The organism is Gellertiella hungarica (assembly GCF_014197145.1).
Classification (GTDB): domain Bacteria; phylum Pseudomonadota; class Alphaproteobacteria; order Rhizobiales; family Rhizobiaceae; genus Gellertiella; species Gellertiella hungarica.
On sequence record NZ_JACIEZ010000004.1, the window covers coordinates 331,224 to 346,376 of the forward strand.

Here is a 15,153-nt window from a genome sequence, read left to right on the forward strand (position 1 = left end):
TTTTTCAAGGGAGAACGAGGGTGAACAGGAACAGGCGCAACTTTCTCAAGGTCGGTGCAGCGGCAGGCGCGCTCACGCTGACCGGTTTTCCGCACATCTGGTCCCGCAACGCATCGCTGGCCTATGCCGCCGATGGCGAGATCAAGGTGGGCGTTCTTTTCTCGCTGACCGGCACGACCGCGATCATCGAGGAATCGCTGAACAAGGCGACGCTGATGGCAATCGAGGAGATCAATGCCGCGGGCGGCATCAACGGCATGAAGATCACGCCCGTCATCGAGGATCCGGCCTCCGACCCCGCGACATTTGCGGAAAAGGCGCGCAAGCTGGTCCTGAGCGACCGCTGCGTCTCCGTCTTCGGCTCCTACACATCCGCGAGCCGGAAGGCCGTGCTTCCGGTCTTCGAGAAGCAGGACAATCTCTTCTGGTATCCGACCCTCTACGAGGGCCGCGAATGTTCGAAAAACGTGATCTACACCGGCGCCGTGCCCAACCAGCAGCAGGACGACTTCATTCCGTGGCTGGTCGAGAAGTTCGGCAAGCGCTGGTATCTCATCGGCTCGAACTACATCTATCCGAAGGAAGAGAACAACTACTGCAAGAAGCTCCTGGAGAAGCTCGGGGCAGAAGTGATCGCAGAGGAATACGTGCCCCTCGGCCACTCGGAATTCTCTTCCGTCATCAACAAGTTCCGGTCGGAAAAACCCAGCGTGATCTTTTCCACCGTGGTGGGCGATTCCGTGGTGGCGCTGCACCGCCAGTACCGCGCCGCCGGCCTGGATCCGGCGACGATGCCGATGGCAAGCCTGACGACATCCGAAAACGAGGTCGCGGCCATGGGCGGCGATGCGGCGGCCGGTCACTTCACCTCCGCCCCCTATTTCATGGTCTTCGATTCCCCCGAGAACCAGAAATTCGTGGAGGCCTACCGCTCACGCTGGGGCGGCGACAAGGTGACCCACTTCGTCTCGGAATCTTCCTATTTTCAGGTCCACCTGTTCAAGCAGGCGGTGGCGAAGCTCGCCGCAAGCGACATCTCGCCTGTGACGATCCGCGAGGCGGTCAAGGGCGAGCAGTACAAGGCTCCCCAGGGCCTCGTGAAGGTGGAGCCGGAAAACCTCCATTGCTGGCTGCGGCCGAAGATCGGCCAGTGCAAGGCGGACGGGCAGTTCGAGATCCTGACCCAGTCGGCCGACTGGCTCGAGCCCAACCCCTACAGCGCCTATCCCAACCAGAAATGCACCGCCGAAGGTCTGAAAGAGATCTGATCCCCCAAGCGGCCGGCGGCCCGAAAGGGGCCGCCGGCACAAACCGCGGAGAAGGTGCCCATGGACTTCGTCGTTTCGCAAATCCTCACAGGCCTCAGCCTGTCGTCCATCCTGCTGCTAGTGGCCCTTGGCCTTGCCATCATCTACGGGGTGACGGGCGTCATCAATCTTGCCCATGGCGAGTTCGTCATGCTGGGCGCCTATGGGGCCTGGCTTCTGCAAACCCAGTTCGGCTGGAACGTGCTGGCCAGTCTCTTCGTCATCTTTCTGGCGATCGCCCTGCTCGGCTGGCTGCTGGAGGCGACGGTCATCCGGCATCTCTACGACCGGCCGCTCGACACGATCCTTGCCACCTGGGGGCTGGGCGTGATGATCCAGCAGATCGTCCGACTGACGGCCGGCGGGGAACTGCGCTACGTCCAGATGCCACCGGGCCTTTCGGGCAGCGTGGACATCCTCGGCGCCACGGATTCCGCCTACCGCCTCTTCGTGCTCGGCGTGGCACTCGGGCTTTTCGCCCTGACCTGGTCCATCTACCGCTACACGACCTTCGGCCTGAAACTGCGGGCAATTACCCAGAACCGGGCGATCGCCTCGAGCTTCGGCATCAATTCCGGCCAGGCCTACAGGGCGACCTTCGCCTATGGCGCGGGCATCGCCGGGCTTGCGGGCGCGCTGATATCGCCGCTCAAGAGCGTCTCGCCCGAGATGGGCACAACCTATGTGGTCGATGCCTTCATGGTCGTGGTGCTCGGCGGTGTCCAGAGCCTGATGGGAACGCTCGCCAGTTCCGCCGTGCTCGGCGAGGCCTCGGGCCTGCTCGCCTATTTCAGCAACGACACGATCGCCAAGGCGCTCGTTCTCGTCGCCATCGTCATCATCATCCGCTTCCGGCCCCAGGGCCTGTTTGCCCCGCGTGTCCGCGCCTGAGCGCACGTCAAGGAAAGGTCTGACCCTTGTCTGGAAAACTCACCCGCCAATTCCTGATCTACGGGGCGGTTTGCCTGTGCATCCTGCTGGTGCCGGTGGTCGTCGACGATGCCTTCCTGCTCAACAAGTATGCGCGCTACCTGGTCTTCGGCATGCTGGCCATCGCCCTCAGCCTCTCCTGGGGCTACGCGGGCATTCTCAATCTCGGCCAGGCGACCACCTTCGGCATCGGCTCCTATTGCATGGCCATGTTCCTGAAGCTCAAGACGGTGCCCGTCCATACGGGCAGCGAGGGGCTGCCGGACTTCATGGTCTGGAACAACGTGACCGAACTGCCCTGGATCTGGGTGCCGTTCCAGTCCACCACCTTCTCGCTGCTGGCGGGAATCCTGCTTCCGGCGCTGTTTGCGGCGCTGCTCGGCTGGTTCATCTTCGGCGGGCGGATCGCGGGGGTCTATGCGGCGATCATCACGCTTGCGGTCATGGTGGTGGCGAACCTCATCATCATCGACCAGCAGAGCTATACGGGCGGCTTCAACGGCATCACCGATCTTGCGGAATTTTCCTTCCTCGGCATCGATTTCGACGCCTATTCGGCCTCGACCTACTATCTCGTCGCGGCCTCCCTTACGGTCACGCTCTTCCTCGCCCTCGCGGTGTCGCGCAGCAAGACCGGCCTGATCCTGCAGGCGGTGCGGGACCAGGAAGAGCGGGTGCGCTTCTTCGGCTATGACGTGGCCCTCTACAAGACCTTCGTCTTTGCCCTCTCCGCCGGCATCGCCGGGCTCGCGGGCATGCTCTACACGATCGTCATGGAGTTCGCCTCTCCCACCTTCCTCGGCGTTCCCCTGAGCCTTTCCATCGTCATCTGGGTCGCCGTCGGCGGACGCCAGAGCCTGATCGGCGCCATGCTCGGCGCGATCCTCGTCACGGGCGTGCAGGGCGCCCTCTCGGAATCGGAAGCCTTCCTCGAAACCTGGACCCTGATCATGGGCGGCCTGTTCGTACTGATCGTGCTGCTCATGCCGAAGGGGTTGGCGGGCGCTATCGAGGCCCTCGTGCGCCGCCTGCCTCAGGCTGGCAACGGGAGGAGCGCCCGCCACACCGAACCCGACCATCGTCCGGAAACCCATCCCAATCTCGGAGGCACGCAATGACAGGGAACCGGGAACAATTGCTGGCACTCAGGCAGGCCACCGTCTCCTTTCAGGGTTTCGTTGCCGTGGACCGCCTCGACTTTTCCGTCGCGGCCGGCGAGCTGCGCTGCCTGATCGGCCCGAACGGCGCCGGCAAATCCACCACGCTCGACCTCATCTGCGGCAAGTCGCGCATCACGTCGGGAGAAATCATCTTCCGCGGCGAGCCCATCCACACCTACCGCGAGTTCCGCATGGCGCGCACCGGGATCGGCCGCAAGTTCCAAGTCCCCAGCGTCTTCCGCGAACTCACCGTGATGGAAAATCTTGAGATCGGCTGCTCGCGGGAACCGGGCGTCTGGCACAATCTCTTCCGCTTTTCCGGCGGGGCGGACACGGAAAGGCTGGAACGCCTGGCGCTCCTGGTCGGGCTTCAGGACGAGCTTTCCACACAGGCGGCCCATCTGTCCCACGGTCAGACCCAGTGGCTGGAAATCGCGCTGATCCTCGCCCAGGACCCCGCTCTCATCCTCATGGACGAGCCGACCGCCGGCATGACGGCCCACGAGACCAACATGACGGCCGAACTCTTCAACCGCCTGAGAGGCCAGCACACGCTGATCGTGGTCGAGCACGACATGGGCTTCGTGCGCGATATCGCCGAGACCATATCGGTCATGCATCAGGGCCGGCTGCTGGCGCAGGGCACCGCCGACGAGATTTCCGAAGATCCCGGCGTGCGCGAGGCCTATCTCGGTTCGGGAGGGATCGGCCATGCTTGAGCTTTCCGACCTCAGCGGCTTCTATGGCCGCAGCCGCGCGCTCCAGTCCGTCTCGCTGACGGTCGGCAGGGGCGAGTTCCTGACCGTTCTCGGGCGAAACGGCGTCGGCAAGACGACGCTCCTGCGCACCATTCTCGGCCTCACGACGCGCAGCACCGGATCGGTGCGGCTGGACGGGGCGGAGATCGGGGACATGCCGACCCATGGGCGGGCACGCGCCGGGCTCGGCTACGTGCCGCAGGGCCGGGGCATCCTGCCCGCCTTCACGGTGCGCGAAAACCTGTTGCTCGGCACCTTTGCCGCGGAAAAGCCGGCACGCACCATTCCCGATCATATCTTCGAGCTCTTTCCGATCCTGAAGGAGTTTCTCGGGCGCAGGGGCGGCAATCTGTCCGGCGGCCAGCAGCAACAGCTTGCGATTGCCCGCGCCCTGCTGTCGGAGCCGAAGATCCTGCTTCTCGACGAACCGACGGAGGGCATCCAGCCCAACATCGTCGAGCAGATCGAGGACGTGCTCATCGATCTCAACCGAAGCTACGGGCTCTCGGTGATCCTCGTCGAACAGAACATCAAATTCGCAAGGCGGGCCTCGCACCGCTTCGCGATCCTCAATCGCGGAAGCGTGGCCGTATCGGACGACATCGGCGCGCTCAGCGATGACCTCATCCACACCCACCTCGTCGTCTAGACCAGCGCGTAAGGAGAAGAGCGATGTACCATGGCGATATAACCAGCAGCAAGGATACGGTCGGCGTTGCTGTCGTGAACTACAAGATGCCGCGCCTGCACACCAAGGCCGAAGTGCTGGAGAATGCCCGCAAGATCGCCAGCATGATCGAGGGCATGAAGATCGGCCTGCCGGGCATGGACCTGGTGATCTTCCCGGAATACTCCACCCACGGGATCATGTACGACTCGGCCGAAATGTACGAGACCGCCTCCCAGATACCGGGGGAGGAGACGGCGATCTTTGCCGAAGCCTGCCGCAAGGCCAATGTCTGGGGCGTCTTTTCCCTGACCGGCGAGCGCCACGAGGAACACCCGAACAAGGCGCCCTACAACACCCTCATCCTGATGAACAACAAGGGCGAAATCGTCCAGAAATATCGCAAGATCATGCCCTGGGTGCCGATCGAGGGCTGGTATCCCGGCGATTGCACCTACGTCTCCGAGGGACCGAAGGGCCTCAAGATCAGCCTGATCATCTGCGACGACGGCAACTATCCCGAGATCTGGCGCGACTGCGCCATGCGCGGGGCCGAGCTCATCATCCGCTGCCAGGGCTACATGTATCCGGCCAAGGAACAGCAGGTGCAGATCTCCAAATCCATGGCCTGGGCGAACAACGTCTATGTGGCGGTCGCCAATGCCGCGGGTTTTGACGGCGTCTACTCCTATTTCGGCCACTCCGCGATCATCGGCTTCGATGGGCGCACGCTCGGCGAATGCGGCACGGAGGAAAACGGCATCCAGTATGCCCAGCTCTCGGTCTCCGCGATCCGGGACGCACGGCGGAACGGCCAGTCCCAGAACCATCTCTTCAAGCTCCTGCACCGCGGCTACACGGGCATGATCAACTCCGGTGACGGCGACAGGGGCGTGGCTTCCTGCCCGTACAACTTCTACGCCAAGTGGGTGAACGATCCGGATGGCACCCGCGAAATGGTCGAAGCCATGACCCGCAGCACGGTCGGGACCGACGAGTGCCCCATGGAGGGTATTCCCCACCAGAGCGCACATCGCTGACGTCCCGGGCGGGCCGCCTGCCTGACCCGCAGCGGCCCGCCCGGCCAGAACCGACTTCACAAAAACAAGGGGAACGGACATGTCTACAGGTTCGACGGATCCCGGCGCCACGCCGGTTGCGGATGCCGACCATGTGCTCGGCGAGGAATATGAACACGTACCCGTGCCACAGGCGGCACGGCGCAGCCTCTTTTCCATGGTGACGGTCTGGGCAGGTTTTCCCATGATCATCACCGGCGCCATGACCGGCTCCATTCTCGTGCTCGGCATGGGTTTTGCGCGTGCCCTGGTCGCCATGATCATCGGCAACCTCATCATGCTGGCCTATGTCGGTGCGCTCGGGCTTTCGGCGACACTGAGCGGCATGAACTTCGCCCTGATCGCCTCGCGCGTCTTCGGAACGAAAGGCTATGCGCTGGCTTCGGGCCTTCTGTCGACGCTCCTTCTCGGCTGGTTCGCGGTCCAGACCGGCATCACGGGTGCGCTGATCTCCACCACCTATGGCCTGAACTACGTTGCGATGACCATCGTCGCCGGCCTTCTCTACATCGCCATCACCTTCATCGGGGTGCGGGGCCTGCACCTGATCGGGCTCGTTTCCGTGCCCTTCTTCTTCGTGCTCGGCCTGTTCGTGGTGTTCCATTCGGCCTCGACGAGCTCCTTGGACGCCATCTGGAACTATGCCGGAAACAATGGCGTCGCCACCATGTCCATGGGCGTCGGGCTGACCGTGGTCGTGGCGCTCTTCATCGATGCGGGGACGGTGACGGCGGATTTCAACCGTTGGGCAAAGACCGGCACCCATTCGCTGATCGCGACCTTCTCCGCCTTCCCGGTCTCCAATCTGGTGGCCATGCTCGTCGGTGGCATCATGACGGCGGCGCTCGCCGTGCCGGATGCCAATCCCTTCGGCGCGGACAACATGTTCGGCTACATCAACAGCCTGCAGATCGGCTGGCTGAGCGCGCTGGCCTTCCTGTTCCTCTACATCAACCTCGGCTCCGTCTGCTCGCACTGCCTGTACAATGCCGCAACCGGCTGGTCGCGCATCCTGGGTTCCAGAATGCGGCTTCTGGCCATCGTGCTCGGCATCATCGGCATTGCGGTCGCGGCGGGCAATGTCTGGGCCTTCTTCATCCAGTGGCTTTCGCTCCTCGGCGTCGTCGTGCCGCCGATCGGCATGATCCTCCTGGTGGAAGCCTATCTCCTGAAGCCCGGCGTGACCGTCGAGCGCGAATGGCGCACCACGCCCTTCATCTCCTGGGCGATCGGTTCGGCCGCGGGCTTCGTCGTGGAGTTCTATGCGCCGCATCTCTCCACCGCGATCAGTGCCGGCCTCGTCGCTGCGGTCGCCCACCTGGCGCTTTCCACGCTTCGGGACAGGAGCCCCGCCCCCGGATTGTCCGCCTGACATCATCCGGATGAGAAAGCGCGGTGCGGGGCGATCAGGTCCTCGCACCGCGCACCGATCTTCAGCCATGGAGGAACCCATCATGACAGCAGACTACAAGATCTTCGAACTCGGCGATTTCCCGCTGCAGAACGGCGCGATCCTGCGCAACGCGAAGCTTGCCTACAAGACCTTCGGCACGCTGAACGCCGCCCGTGACAACGTGATCGTCTATCCCACCTGGTATTCCGGCCAGCATTACGACAACGAATGGCTGATCGGCCCGGGCATGGCGCTCGATCCCGACCGCTATTTCATCATCATTCCCAACATGTTCGGCAACGGGCTCTCCTCTTCGCCGAGCAACACGCCGGAGCCGCAGAATGCCGCACGCTTTCCGAAGGTGACCGCCTGCGACAATGTCCGTGCCCAGCATCGCCTGGTGACCGAGCATCTCGGCATCTCGCACATCCGGCTCGTCACGGGCTGGTCCATGGGCGGGCTCCAGACCTTCCACTGGGGTGCGCTCTATCCCGACATGATGGATCTTCTCGCCCCCTTCTGCGGATCGGCGAAATGCTCCCGCCACAACTTCGTCTTCCTCGAAGGGGTAAAGGCGGCGCTGACGGCGGACGCGGCCTTTGCCGAGGGCTGGTATCGCGAAAAGCCTCACCGGGGGCTTCGGGCCGCGGCCCGCGTCTATGCCGGCTGGGGCTTTTCCCAGTCCTTCTACCGGGAGGAACTCGATCTGACGACGCTGGGCTTTGCCTCGCTCGAGGATTTTCTCGTCAGCTTCTGGGAAGGGTTCTTCCTTCCGAAGGATCCGAACAACCTGCTCGCCATGCTCTGGACCTGGCAGAATGGCGACATATCCGCCAACGAACTCTACAACGGCGACTTCAAGGCGGCGCTCGGGGCGATCAAGGCGAAGACCTATGTGATGCCCGGCGAGACCGACCTCTATTTCCCGCCCGAGGACAGCCGCAACGAGGTGGCCCACATGCCGAATGCCACCTATGTGCCGATCCCTTCCATCTGGGGCCACTTCGCCGGAGGTCCCGGCACCAACCCCGTCGACGTGAAGTTCCTGGACGACCGCCTGAAGGAACTCCTCGCATCCTGATCTTCCCCGCGCCGTGGGCCCCGGTCCGCGGCGCCAAACCGAGAGGCAAATCGTGACGATACTGGATGCCTATCGCATCACCCGCGAACCCTTCTACCGGCCCGTCGGGCGGGAAATCGAACTCTTCGAGGCCGCCTATGCGAGCCGCATGCCTGTGATGCTCAAGGGTCCGACGGGCTGCGGCAAGACCCGCTTCGTCGAACACATGGCCTGGCGGCTCGGCAGGCCGCTGGTCACCGTCTCCTGCCACGAGGACATGACCGCCTCCGATCTCGTCGGCCGCTTCCTGCTCGATGCGGAGGGCACCGTCTGGCATGACGGACCGCTGACGCTTGCCGTGCGCGAGGGCGCGATCTGCTATCTCGACGAGATCGTGGAAGCCCGGCAGGACACCACCGTCGTCATCCACTCGCTGACGGACGACCGGCGCATCCTGCCGCTCGAGAAGAAGAACGAGGTCGTCACGGCCCATGCCGACTTCCAGGTCGTCATTTCCTACAATCCGGGCTACCAGAGCGTGCTGAAGGACCTGAAGGAATCGACCAAGCAGCGCTTCGGCGCGCTGGCCTTCGCCTATCCCTCCCCCGCGGTGGAAACGGAAATCGTGATGCGCGAGGCAGGCGTGGAGCGGCGGATGGCGGAAACGCTGGTGCGCATTGCCGAACGCTCGCGCAACCTGAAGGGCCACGGGCTCGAAGAGGGCGCGTCCACGCGGATGCTCGTCAATGCGGGGCTTCTCGTCGCCCGGGGCGTGCCGGTGGAGGAGGCATGCCAGGTCGCCATGGTGGTGCCGATCACCGATGACCCGGACCTGCGCGAGGCGCTTTCGGGCGCCATCGCCGCCTGCCTGTGAGTAAGCGCCATGACCGGGCGGGCCCGTCTTGACGATCATAATCCCTTTCCGCCGGCATGGCGGGAACGATGGCGGACTGCCGAAGAGAGGATCGCCCTTGCGGGTTACGGGGATATGGTAACGGATGCCTATCGCGCCGCCGCCGGAGCTCTCGCCATGTCGGCCGGTCCTGCCCTTGCCATCCGGCTGGCCAAAACCGTTTCGCTGGCGGCGATCCGGTCCGGACGGCGGGCCGCCTGCCTTGTTCCGGAGGCGGCGCTCGAGACTTCCGCGCGCTACCGGCAGCCGGAGGACATGGATCTTTGGGTTGCGCAGGTGGAGGAGGTGCTGCGCAAGGCACCGGAAAGCGCGCTTGCCCTTCTCGAAAACATGGGGCGGATCGTCGGCGCGCTCCCGCCCTTCGCATTCCACGCCTTCGTTCGCGCTGGCCTCGCCTCGCGGGCAGCCGGCAGCGGACAGGCGTCCGCCTTCTTCGCACTCGAGACGCCTGAGGCCTTGAGGATGCTGGGCGGCACACCCGGTTCCACCGGCTTCGCCACGCTCAGGGGTCAGCTGAGACCCTACATGACAGCCCTCTGGGGCCTCTGCCCGCCGATTGCCGAACCGCCCCCCGACGCGCCCGAAGCCATGCGCAGGCGTCCCGGTCTCGGCGGCGGCGGGGTGCGGATGCCATCCTCCTATCCGGGCTTTCCGCCGGAAGAGGCAAGGCTTCTCTACCGCGCCGCGCTGGCCCATATCGGCGCCCATCGCCGCCATACGCGGACGCTCTTTCCCGCAAAGGGCCTGAAGCCGCTGCAGATCGCTCTTGTCTCGCTGATCGAGGATGCGCGGGTGGAGCGCCTGGCCGCCCTCGAAATGCCCGGGCTCGCGCGTCTCTGGAACCGGTTTCATGTGGCTCGCCCGGAAGGACCGCCTCTCGCCATCGCGCTGATGGCCCGCCTTTCGCGGGCCCTTGCCGATCCGGCCTACGAGGATCCGCACGGCTTTGTTGCCAAGGGTCGCGCGCTTTTCGAGGAGGCATTTCAAAACGACAGGCACGACCAGCAGCTCAGCCGGCGCATCGGCGGTCTCCTCGGCAACGACATCGGGCAGATGCGGCTGCAATTCGACCCGAAGACCTATGTGGTCCAGCCTGCCTACCGCGATGACAATCTCGGGATCTGGGATTTCGGCCCGCAGGACGACCAGGCGCCGATCGAGATGGAAGCAATGCTCGAAGGCGCCCGGATCGAGCAGCAGCAGGGAGAGGATGGCCGCCGGGAACAGGGGGATGCGGGCGAAAGCGCTGCCGGGCGGCTGGTGACCCCTAACGACGAGGACGCCTATCCCCGCTTCCGCTATCCGGAATTCGACCCCGTTGCCGGCCAGTACCGCCCGGACTGGTGCACGGTGCGCGAATATCCGGTGCGCCCCGGCCCTCCCGCCCTGGTCCGCGCTCTCGAGGAGGCCAGGTCCGACATTGTCGACCGGCTTTCCAGCATGATCCGGGCGTCGCGCGTCAGCCGCCAGCAGAGGGTGCGCGGCCAGATGGAGGGGGATTTCCTCGATGTGGATGCGAGCATATCCGCGCAGATCGCAAGGCGGGCCGGCGACTTGCCGGACAACCGCGTTTATGGCCGCCACGAACGCCGCGCCCGGGACATGTCGGTGCTGCTTCTGATCGACTGTTCCCGATCCACGACCGACCGGCTTCCGGATGGATCGTCGACGGTGCTGGAGATGGAGCGCCTCTCCACGGCCTTCCTTGCGCGGGCGATGACCGGGCTTGACGATCCCTTCGCCATTGCCGGCTTCGCCTCCAACGGGCGTGAGGACGTGCGCTATATGCGGGTGAAGGATTTCGGGCAGCCTTTCGATCGGCCGGCGCTCGGCCGCCTTGCCGGCCTGACGGGGGATTTCTCCACCCGTCTGGGGGCGGTGCTGCGCCACGCGGGCCGCGATCTTGCCCGGCAGAGAAGCTATCGGCGGCTGCTTCTCGTGGTCACGGACGGAGAACCGTCCGACATCGACGTCGACGATCCCGCCCATCTCGCGGGCGATGCCCGCATGGCCGTTCGGGAACTGCGCCGGGAGGGGCTCGACGTCTTCTGCATCACCCTCGGCTCGAACAGCGCATCCAGCGCGCCGCAGATCTTCGGCCGGCGCCAGACACTGTGCCTCGATTCGGTCAACCGCCTGCCGACGGTCCTGCCCGGCATTTACCTTTCCCTGAAGTCCTGAGCCCTTTTGCCGAAGCAATAGCCCGGATTTTCCCGAAGTCTCCATGCATGAAGGCGGGGAGATCTGCCGTCGGCCCCTCAGAAGGGCCATAACTGCTCCCGGTCCTGCGCCGCGGGCCAGGGCAGCAGAGGATCCGGGTCGGGACAGGTGGGGAGCAGGCGGCTGATGAAGCCGATCAGTTGCGGGCCCTTGATCACGATGCGTCCGTCTTCGCCGGGAGGCGCCGTCAGCCGGAACGGGCCGAAGCGAACCATGCAGCCGGATGAAAGCCTTGCGCGGATGTCGGCCGCCGCCTGTTCCCTGCTGGTTGGCGAAGTCCCTGTCGTCGAAAGTGAAGTCCGACCAGCCTTCGCGCTCGAACCACTGCTCGTAGGGCGGATTGGACTGGACAAGCTGGAATTCCCCGCCCGTTTCCGGGTCGAGCGTCAGCGTGTACCGGCGGTAAAGCTGCGCGAGCTTTCGCCAGTATGTGGCGGGCTCCCGGCTTTCCAGTTCGGCTATGGTTGCGATGGCGTTGTCCACCTCGCTCTTGTGCCCCTTTTCCATCCAGTCCCGTTCGGCCGCATCGCGGGCGACGACAAGCCGATGCGGCACCTCCGCTCCGCCATTCGCATGGGTGGCCTCCGCCCCCTCATAGGCATCGAGCGCAGCCAGATAGGCAAGCTGATACTGCTGATAGAGACGATAGGTCTCCGTCGGCCCGCCATCGAGGTGAAAGAGCAGCATTTCGGCTGCGTCCAGTGCCTTGCGCTCATCCGGCGACAGCCGGATGAGCGGCGTCTGCTTGCCATCGAGAACGGCCTTGTACACGTCGCTGATCGTTGCAGCCCCCGGGACGACCGTCCAGCTGCAAAGCAGCGTTCTGTTGAGCGCATTGGAGACATAATACTGCGTCGTCCGATCCTTGGGATCGAGGCCGGGGCGGATGTCCTGGCCGGGCAGGCAGAGGGAAAGCAATGCTCCGGTATCGCTGCCAACGACCCCGCGAAGGGAAAGGGCCGTGGCAAGCTTGTTGTAGATCTGGAGGTAGCGTTGTGCGTCGATGTCGGCCGACGCGCGACGACCCGGTACCTGCGGGAAGGGCATCAACGCCTCCACCGGTGTCTCAGTTCGGCCAGGGCAGCGTGCTGTCGGGATCAGGGCATTTCGGCAGCACTTCGCAGATCATGGCGATGATCTGCACGTCCGGCGCCTCGATGCCGTCGGCGGCGATCGTACCGCGCACGCTCTCGGAATGCTCCTCCATCGCAAACTGGCCGGAAATGGAGAATGGGCCGATGCCGACCGAGGCATTCGCTCGTATCTCGAGATTCATCCTCTCGACGAGCGTATCCTCGAAGCGGCCGCGGATCCGCAGATTGCGGGACAGGATGACGGCGGTGGGGATGACGGTCATGGCCCCCTGCGGCGGCTCTGCATCCGCGATCGATCCGCCGGACGAAAACTCGGTGCCGTAGAGCGGCGATGACGGCGCCCAGCGCCAGGCACGGCTCCAGAACAGCAGCGGGTTCATCCAGCGCCGGTCGAGCGACACGCGCATCAGCTCGCAGGAGAAGTCGAGTTCCGTCTCGTCCATCTTCACATAAACGCTGTCCTTCTCGTAGCTGCCTTCGCCGGAAATCCGGAAGATGCCGTAGGACAGGTCGAGATTGCCGGAGACCCCGATGGCATCGGAGCGAGACTGGTTGTCCATGTCCTTCTGGGAAAAGGTAAAGCTTGTCCAGCCTGCGTCCTTGAACCAGTCCCGGTAAGCGGGCGAATAACCGACCAGCTGGAACTCGCTCGACTGGCTGTTCTCCTGCGTTCCCGCGGCATAGCGCTGCTGCAGCTTTCTCCAGAAGAGGGCAGGCTCCATCGCCTCGTATTCGGCGATCACCGCAACCGCCGCTTCCACCGCCTCGCGGTGGCCGCGCGCGATCCAGTCGCCCTCTGCCTTATCCAAGCGACGATAGAGGCTCGACGGGACCGGCTTGGAGCGGTCGTTCCGGTAGGTCGCCTTCGCCGAATCAAGAGCATCGAGCGCATCCAGATATTTCAGATAGTATTCTTCATAGACCTCGGCATAGGCGTCATAGGTCTGGAGGCTGTCATCCAGCTTTTTCTTTTCCTCCGGGCTCAGATGCACCACCGGCGGCTGCTTGTTGTCGAGGATGCTGCGGTAGTTGCTGGAAACCGTGCCGGCCGCCTGTTTGAACACCCAGCTGAACTGCGGAACGACATCCAGCAGCACGGAAAGAGCGTAGCGATCGTCGACATCCTCGTCGGGATTGAGCGAAGCCGGCACATACTGGCCGGGATTGTAGATGGCCAGAAGATATTCCGGGTTCTGGCCGGGATAGCCGAGAGATGACCTGAGGGGCGGTCGGATGTCGGACGGATCCCCCCTCCCGGTATCCGGAACAGCGTGGACATCGCTGCTGGGGATAGACGTCACTCCCAGCGCGAGAGCGATCTTCGAATACAGCTTTATGAACAGCTTTGCGTTGAAATCTTCGCTCTCAGGCATTGGAAAGTCCTTCCGCTTGCTCTGTTGGTAAAGAAAGCGCCCTCTCCGGAACCATGGCTCCGGAGACGCATGGTCTCGAGGCAGGTCCTGCCCTCAGTTGCTGCCGATGCTGACGATGGATTTCGGGCCCGACTTGCTTTCGATCCGGCCCCTGAGGTTGGCGACGTCGCGGCTCGTCGTGTCCCAGTCGGCATCGAACGTCCAGGTGTCGTCCTTGCATTCTGCATTCTTGGCCGGAACGGCCTGCAATCCGGCCGTGATCTTGCCGATCGCGACATCATCCCCGAAAATGACCCAGAACGAATTCATGTTCGCCCCCGAACGCAATTAAAACGATAAAATATCCATGTGGACAATTTATCCTAGAGTAGCACCCCCGGGAAAATTGTAAACATGTAATTTAGGACTGACTTTATGATTTTCCGCGCAGGGCGGATCCCGCTGACCCGAAACTCACTGCGTCCCGGCAGCAAAAGGCGGTCCGAAATGCACCGGCGGTCGGGTCAGTCCGCGGCCGCCAGCATGGGCCGGAAGAGGTCGATGCACCGGTCGACACGATGGCGGACCTCCTCGTCGGAAAGGTCCTGTGGTGCCTCCAGCCCCAGTGCGGCGCGGCGCAGGGGCTCGCCGATCAGCCAGGCGAGCATGGCGCGCGCCACCGGTTCCAGCCGGGCGGGATCCGTCCCTCTTTTCGCCCGCAGGCAGTCGATCAGCGACCGGACGCCCCGCTCGATCCCATTCTCGTTGTAGGGAAGGGCGAGTTCAGCCCGCGCGACAGGATCCTCCACGATGATCCTGAAGAGTGAAACGGCATCCCCGGACAAGGCAACCCGGTGGATCCGCGCCAGCAGAACCGGAAGAGCCTGTCCGTCCGGCCCGCTTTCGAGCGGCTGCGGCGCAAAGCTGTCTGTCCAGGAGGATACGATCAATCCCACGAGTTCGTCCCGGTTGGAGACGAAGGAATAGACGGTTTTCTTGGCCATGGCGCCTGCCTTGGCCACCGCATCGATGGAAAAGCGGGCGTAGCCGCCCTTCAGCAGCACGTCGGTGGCTGCCGCGATCAGGTGCTTTTTCTGCGCCACCCGGTCCTGTGCAGGCCGCCCGCGCTTCCGTTCTTCCAACCGGCCTCTCCTTGACACATCCGCCCCAGGCCATTAGCACATGCATTTAGGAAACGATAGTCGTTTCCTAAATAGCAA

At 63.9% G+C, this 15,153-nt stretch carries 15 protein-coding genes; 11 read left to right on the forward strand and 4 right to left on the reverse strand.

What is annotated here, in order from left to right; translation table 11 throughout:
* Positions 1-20: 20 nt before the first annotated feature.
* The 10 genes from GGR23_RS12885 (at position 21) to GGR23_RS12930 (ending at position 11,448) form a co-directional block, all read left to right on the forward strand.
* Positions 21-1,268, forward strand: coding sequence for a transporter substrate-binding protein (locus GGR23_RS12885; RefSeq protein ID WP_183366684.1), 1,248 nt, complete (start codon positions 21-23; stop codon positions 1,266-1,268).
* Between the two features lie 60 nt (positions 1,269-1,328).
* The gene (gene urtB, locus GGR23_RS12890; protein ID WP_183366685.1) at positions 1,329-2,198 is read left to right on the forward strand and encodes an urea ABC transporter permease subunit UrtB; all 870 of its coding nucleotides are present in this window, start codon (positions 1,329-1,331) and stop codon (positions 2,196-2,198) included.
* A gap of 26 nt (positions 2,199-2,224) precedes the next feature.
* A complete protein-coding gene (urtC, locus tag GGR23_RS12895; protein ID WP_183366686.1) occupies positions 2,225-3,355 on the forward strand; it encodes an urea ABC transporter permease subunit UrtC in 1,131 nt (376 codons plus the stop codon).
* Complete coding sequence (urtD, locus tag GGR23_RS12900) at positions 3,352-4,116, forward strand: urea ABC transporter ATP-binding protein UrtD (protein ID WP_183366687.1); 765 nt, start codon at positions 3,352-3,354, stop codon at positions 4,114-4,116. The genes urtC and urtD overlap by 4 nt, the downstream gene beginning before the upstream one ends.
* The gene (urtE, locus tag GGR23_RS12905; protein ID WP_183366688.1) at positions 4,109-4,804 is read left to right on the forward strand and encodes an urea ABC transporter ATP-binding subunit UrtE; all 696 of its coding nucleotides are present in this window, start codon (positions 4,109-4,111) and stop codon (positions 4,802-4,804) included. The genes urtD and urtE overlap by 8 nt, the downstream gene beginning before the upstream one ends.
* 23 nt (positions 4,805-4,827) lie before the next feature.
* The gene (locus GGR23_RS12910; RefSeq protein WP_183366689.1) at positions 4,828-5,862 is read left to right on the forward strand and encodes an aliphatic amidase; all 1,035 of its coding nucleotides are present in this window, start codon (positions 4,828-4,830) and stop codon (positions 5,860-5,862) included.
* A gap of 79 nt (positions 5,863-5,941) precedes the next feature.
* Entirely contained in the window at positions 5,942-7,273 is a 1,332-nt protein-coding gene (locus tag GGR23_RS12915) for a purine-cytosine permease family protein (RefSeq protein WP_183366690.1), read from the forward strand.
* 82 nt (positions 7,274-7,355) lie between these two features.
* Entirely contained in the window at positions 7,356-8,375 is a 1,020-nt protein-coding gene (locus GGR23_RS12920) for an alpha/beta fold hydrolase (RefSeq protein WP_183366691.1), read from the forward strand.
* A 52-nt stretch (positions 8,376-8,427) separates the two neighbouring features.
* Positions 8,428-9,228, forward strand: a complete 801-nt coding sequence (locus tag GGR23_RS12925; protein ID WP_343066682.1) for a CbbQ/NirQ/NorQ/GpvN family protein — start codon at positions 8,428-8,430, stop codon at positions 9,226-9,228.
* 9 nt (positions 9,229-9,237) lie between these two features.
* The gene (locus tag GGR23_RS12930; protein ID WP_183366692.1) at positions 9,238-11,448 is read left to right on the forward strand and encodes a nitric oxide reductase activation protein NorD; all 2,211 of its coding nucleotides are present in this window, start codon (positions 9,238-9,240) and stop codon (positions 11,446-11,448) included.
* A 77-nt stretch (positions 11,449-11,525) separates the two neighbouring features.
* Here GGR23_RS12930 and GGR23_RS12935 read toward each other — a convergent pair whose 3' ends face one another.
* Positions 11,526-11,702, reverse strand: coding sequence for a hypothetical protein (locus GGR23_RS12935; protein WP_183366693.1), 177 nt, complete (start codon positions 11,700-11,702; stop codon positions 11,526-11,528).
* Between GGR23_RS12935 and GGR23_RS12940 the strand changes: the two genes are divergently transcribed.
* Positions 11,701-12,624 carry a hypothetical protein gene (locus GGR23_RS12940; RefSeq protein ID WP_183366694.1) on the forward strand — a complete coding sequence of 308 codons (924 nt, stop codon included), beginning with the start codon at positions 11,701-11,703 and terminating at the stop codon, positions 12,622-12,624. The two genes, GGR23_RS12935 and GGR23_RS12940, sit on opposite strands and share 2 nt — an antisense overlap.
* On the opposite strand, the gene GGR23_RS12945 is transcribed toward GGR23_RS12940, so the two are convergent.
* The 3 genes from GGR23_RS12945 to GGR23_RS12955 all read right to left on the reverse strand — a co-directional run bounded on the left by GGR23_RS12945 (position 12,554) and on the right by GGR23_RS12955 (position 15,075).
* Positions 12,554-13,954: a hypothetical protein gene (locus tag GGR23_RS12945; protein ID WP_183366695.1), complete on the reverse strand. Its 1,401-nt coding sequence runs from the start codon at positions 13,952-13,954 to the stop codon at positions 12,554-12,556. The two genes, GGR23_RS12940 and GGR23_RS12945, sit on opposite strands and share 71 nt — an antisense overlap.
* Positions 13,955-14,047: 93 nt before the next feature.
* On the reverse strand, positions 14,048-14,263 hold the full coding sequence (locus tag GGR23_RS12950) for a hypothetical protein (protein ID WP_183366696.1): 216 nt from the start codon (positions 14,261-14,263) through the stop codon (positions 14,048-14,050).
* 194 nt (positions 14,264-14,457) lie between these two features.
* Positions 14,458-15,075 carry a TetR/AcrR family transcriptional regulator gene (locus tag GGR23_RS12955; protein ID WP_183366697.1) on the reverse strand — a complete coding sequence of 206 codons (618 nt, stop codon included), beginning with the start codon at positions 15,073-15,075 and terminating at the stop codon, positions 14,458-14,460.
* Between the last annotated feature and the right edge of the window lie 78 nt (positions 15,076-15,153).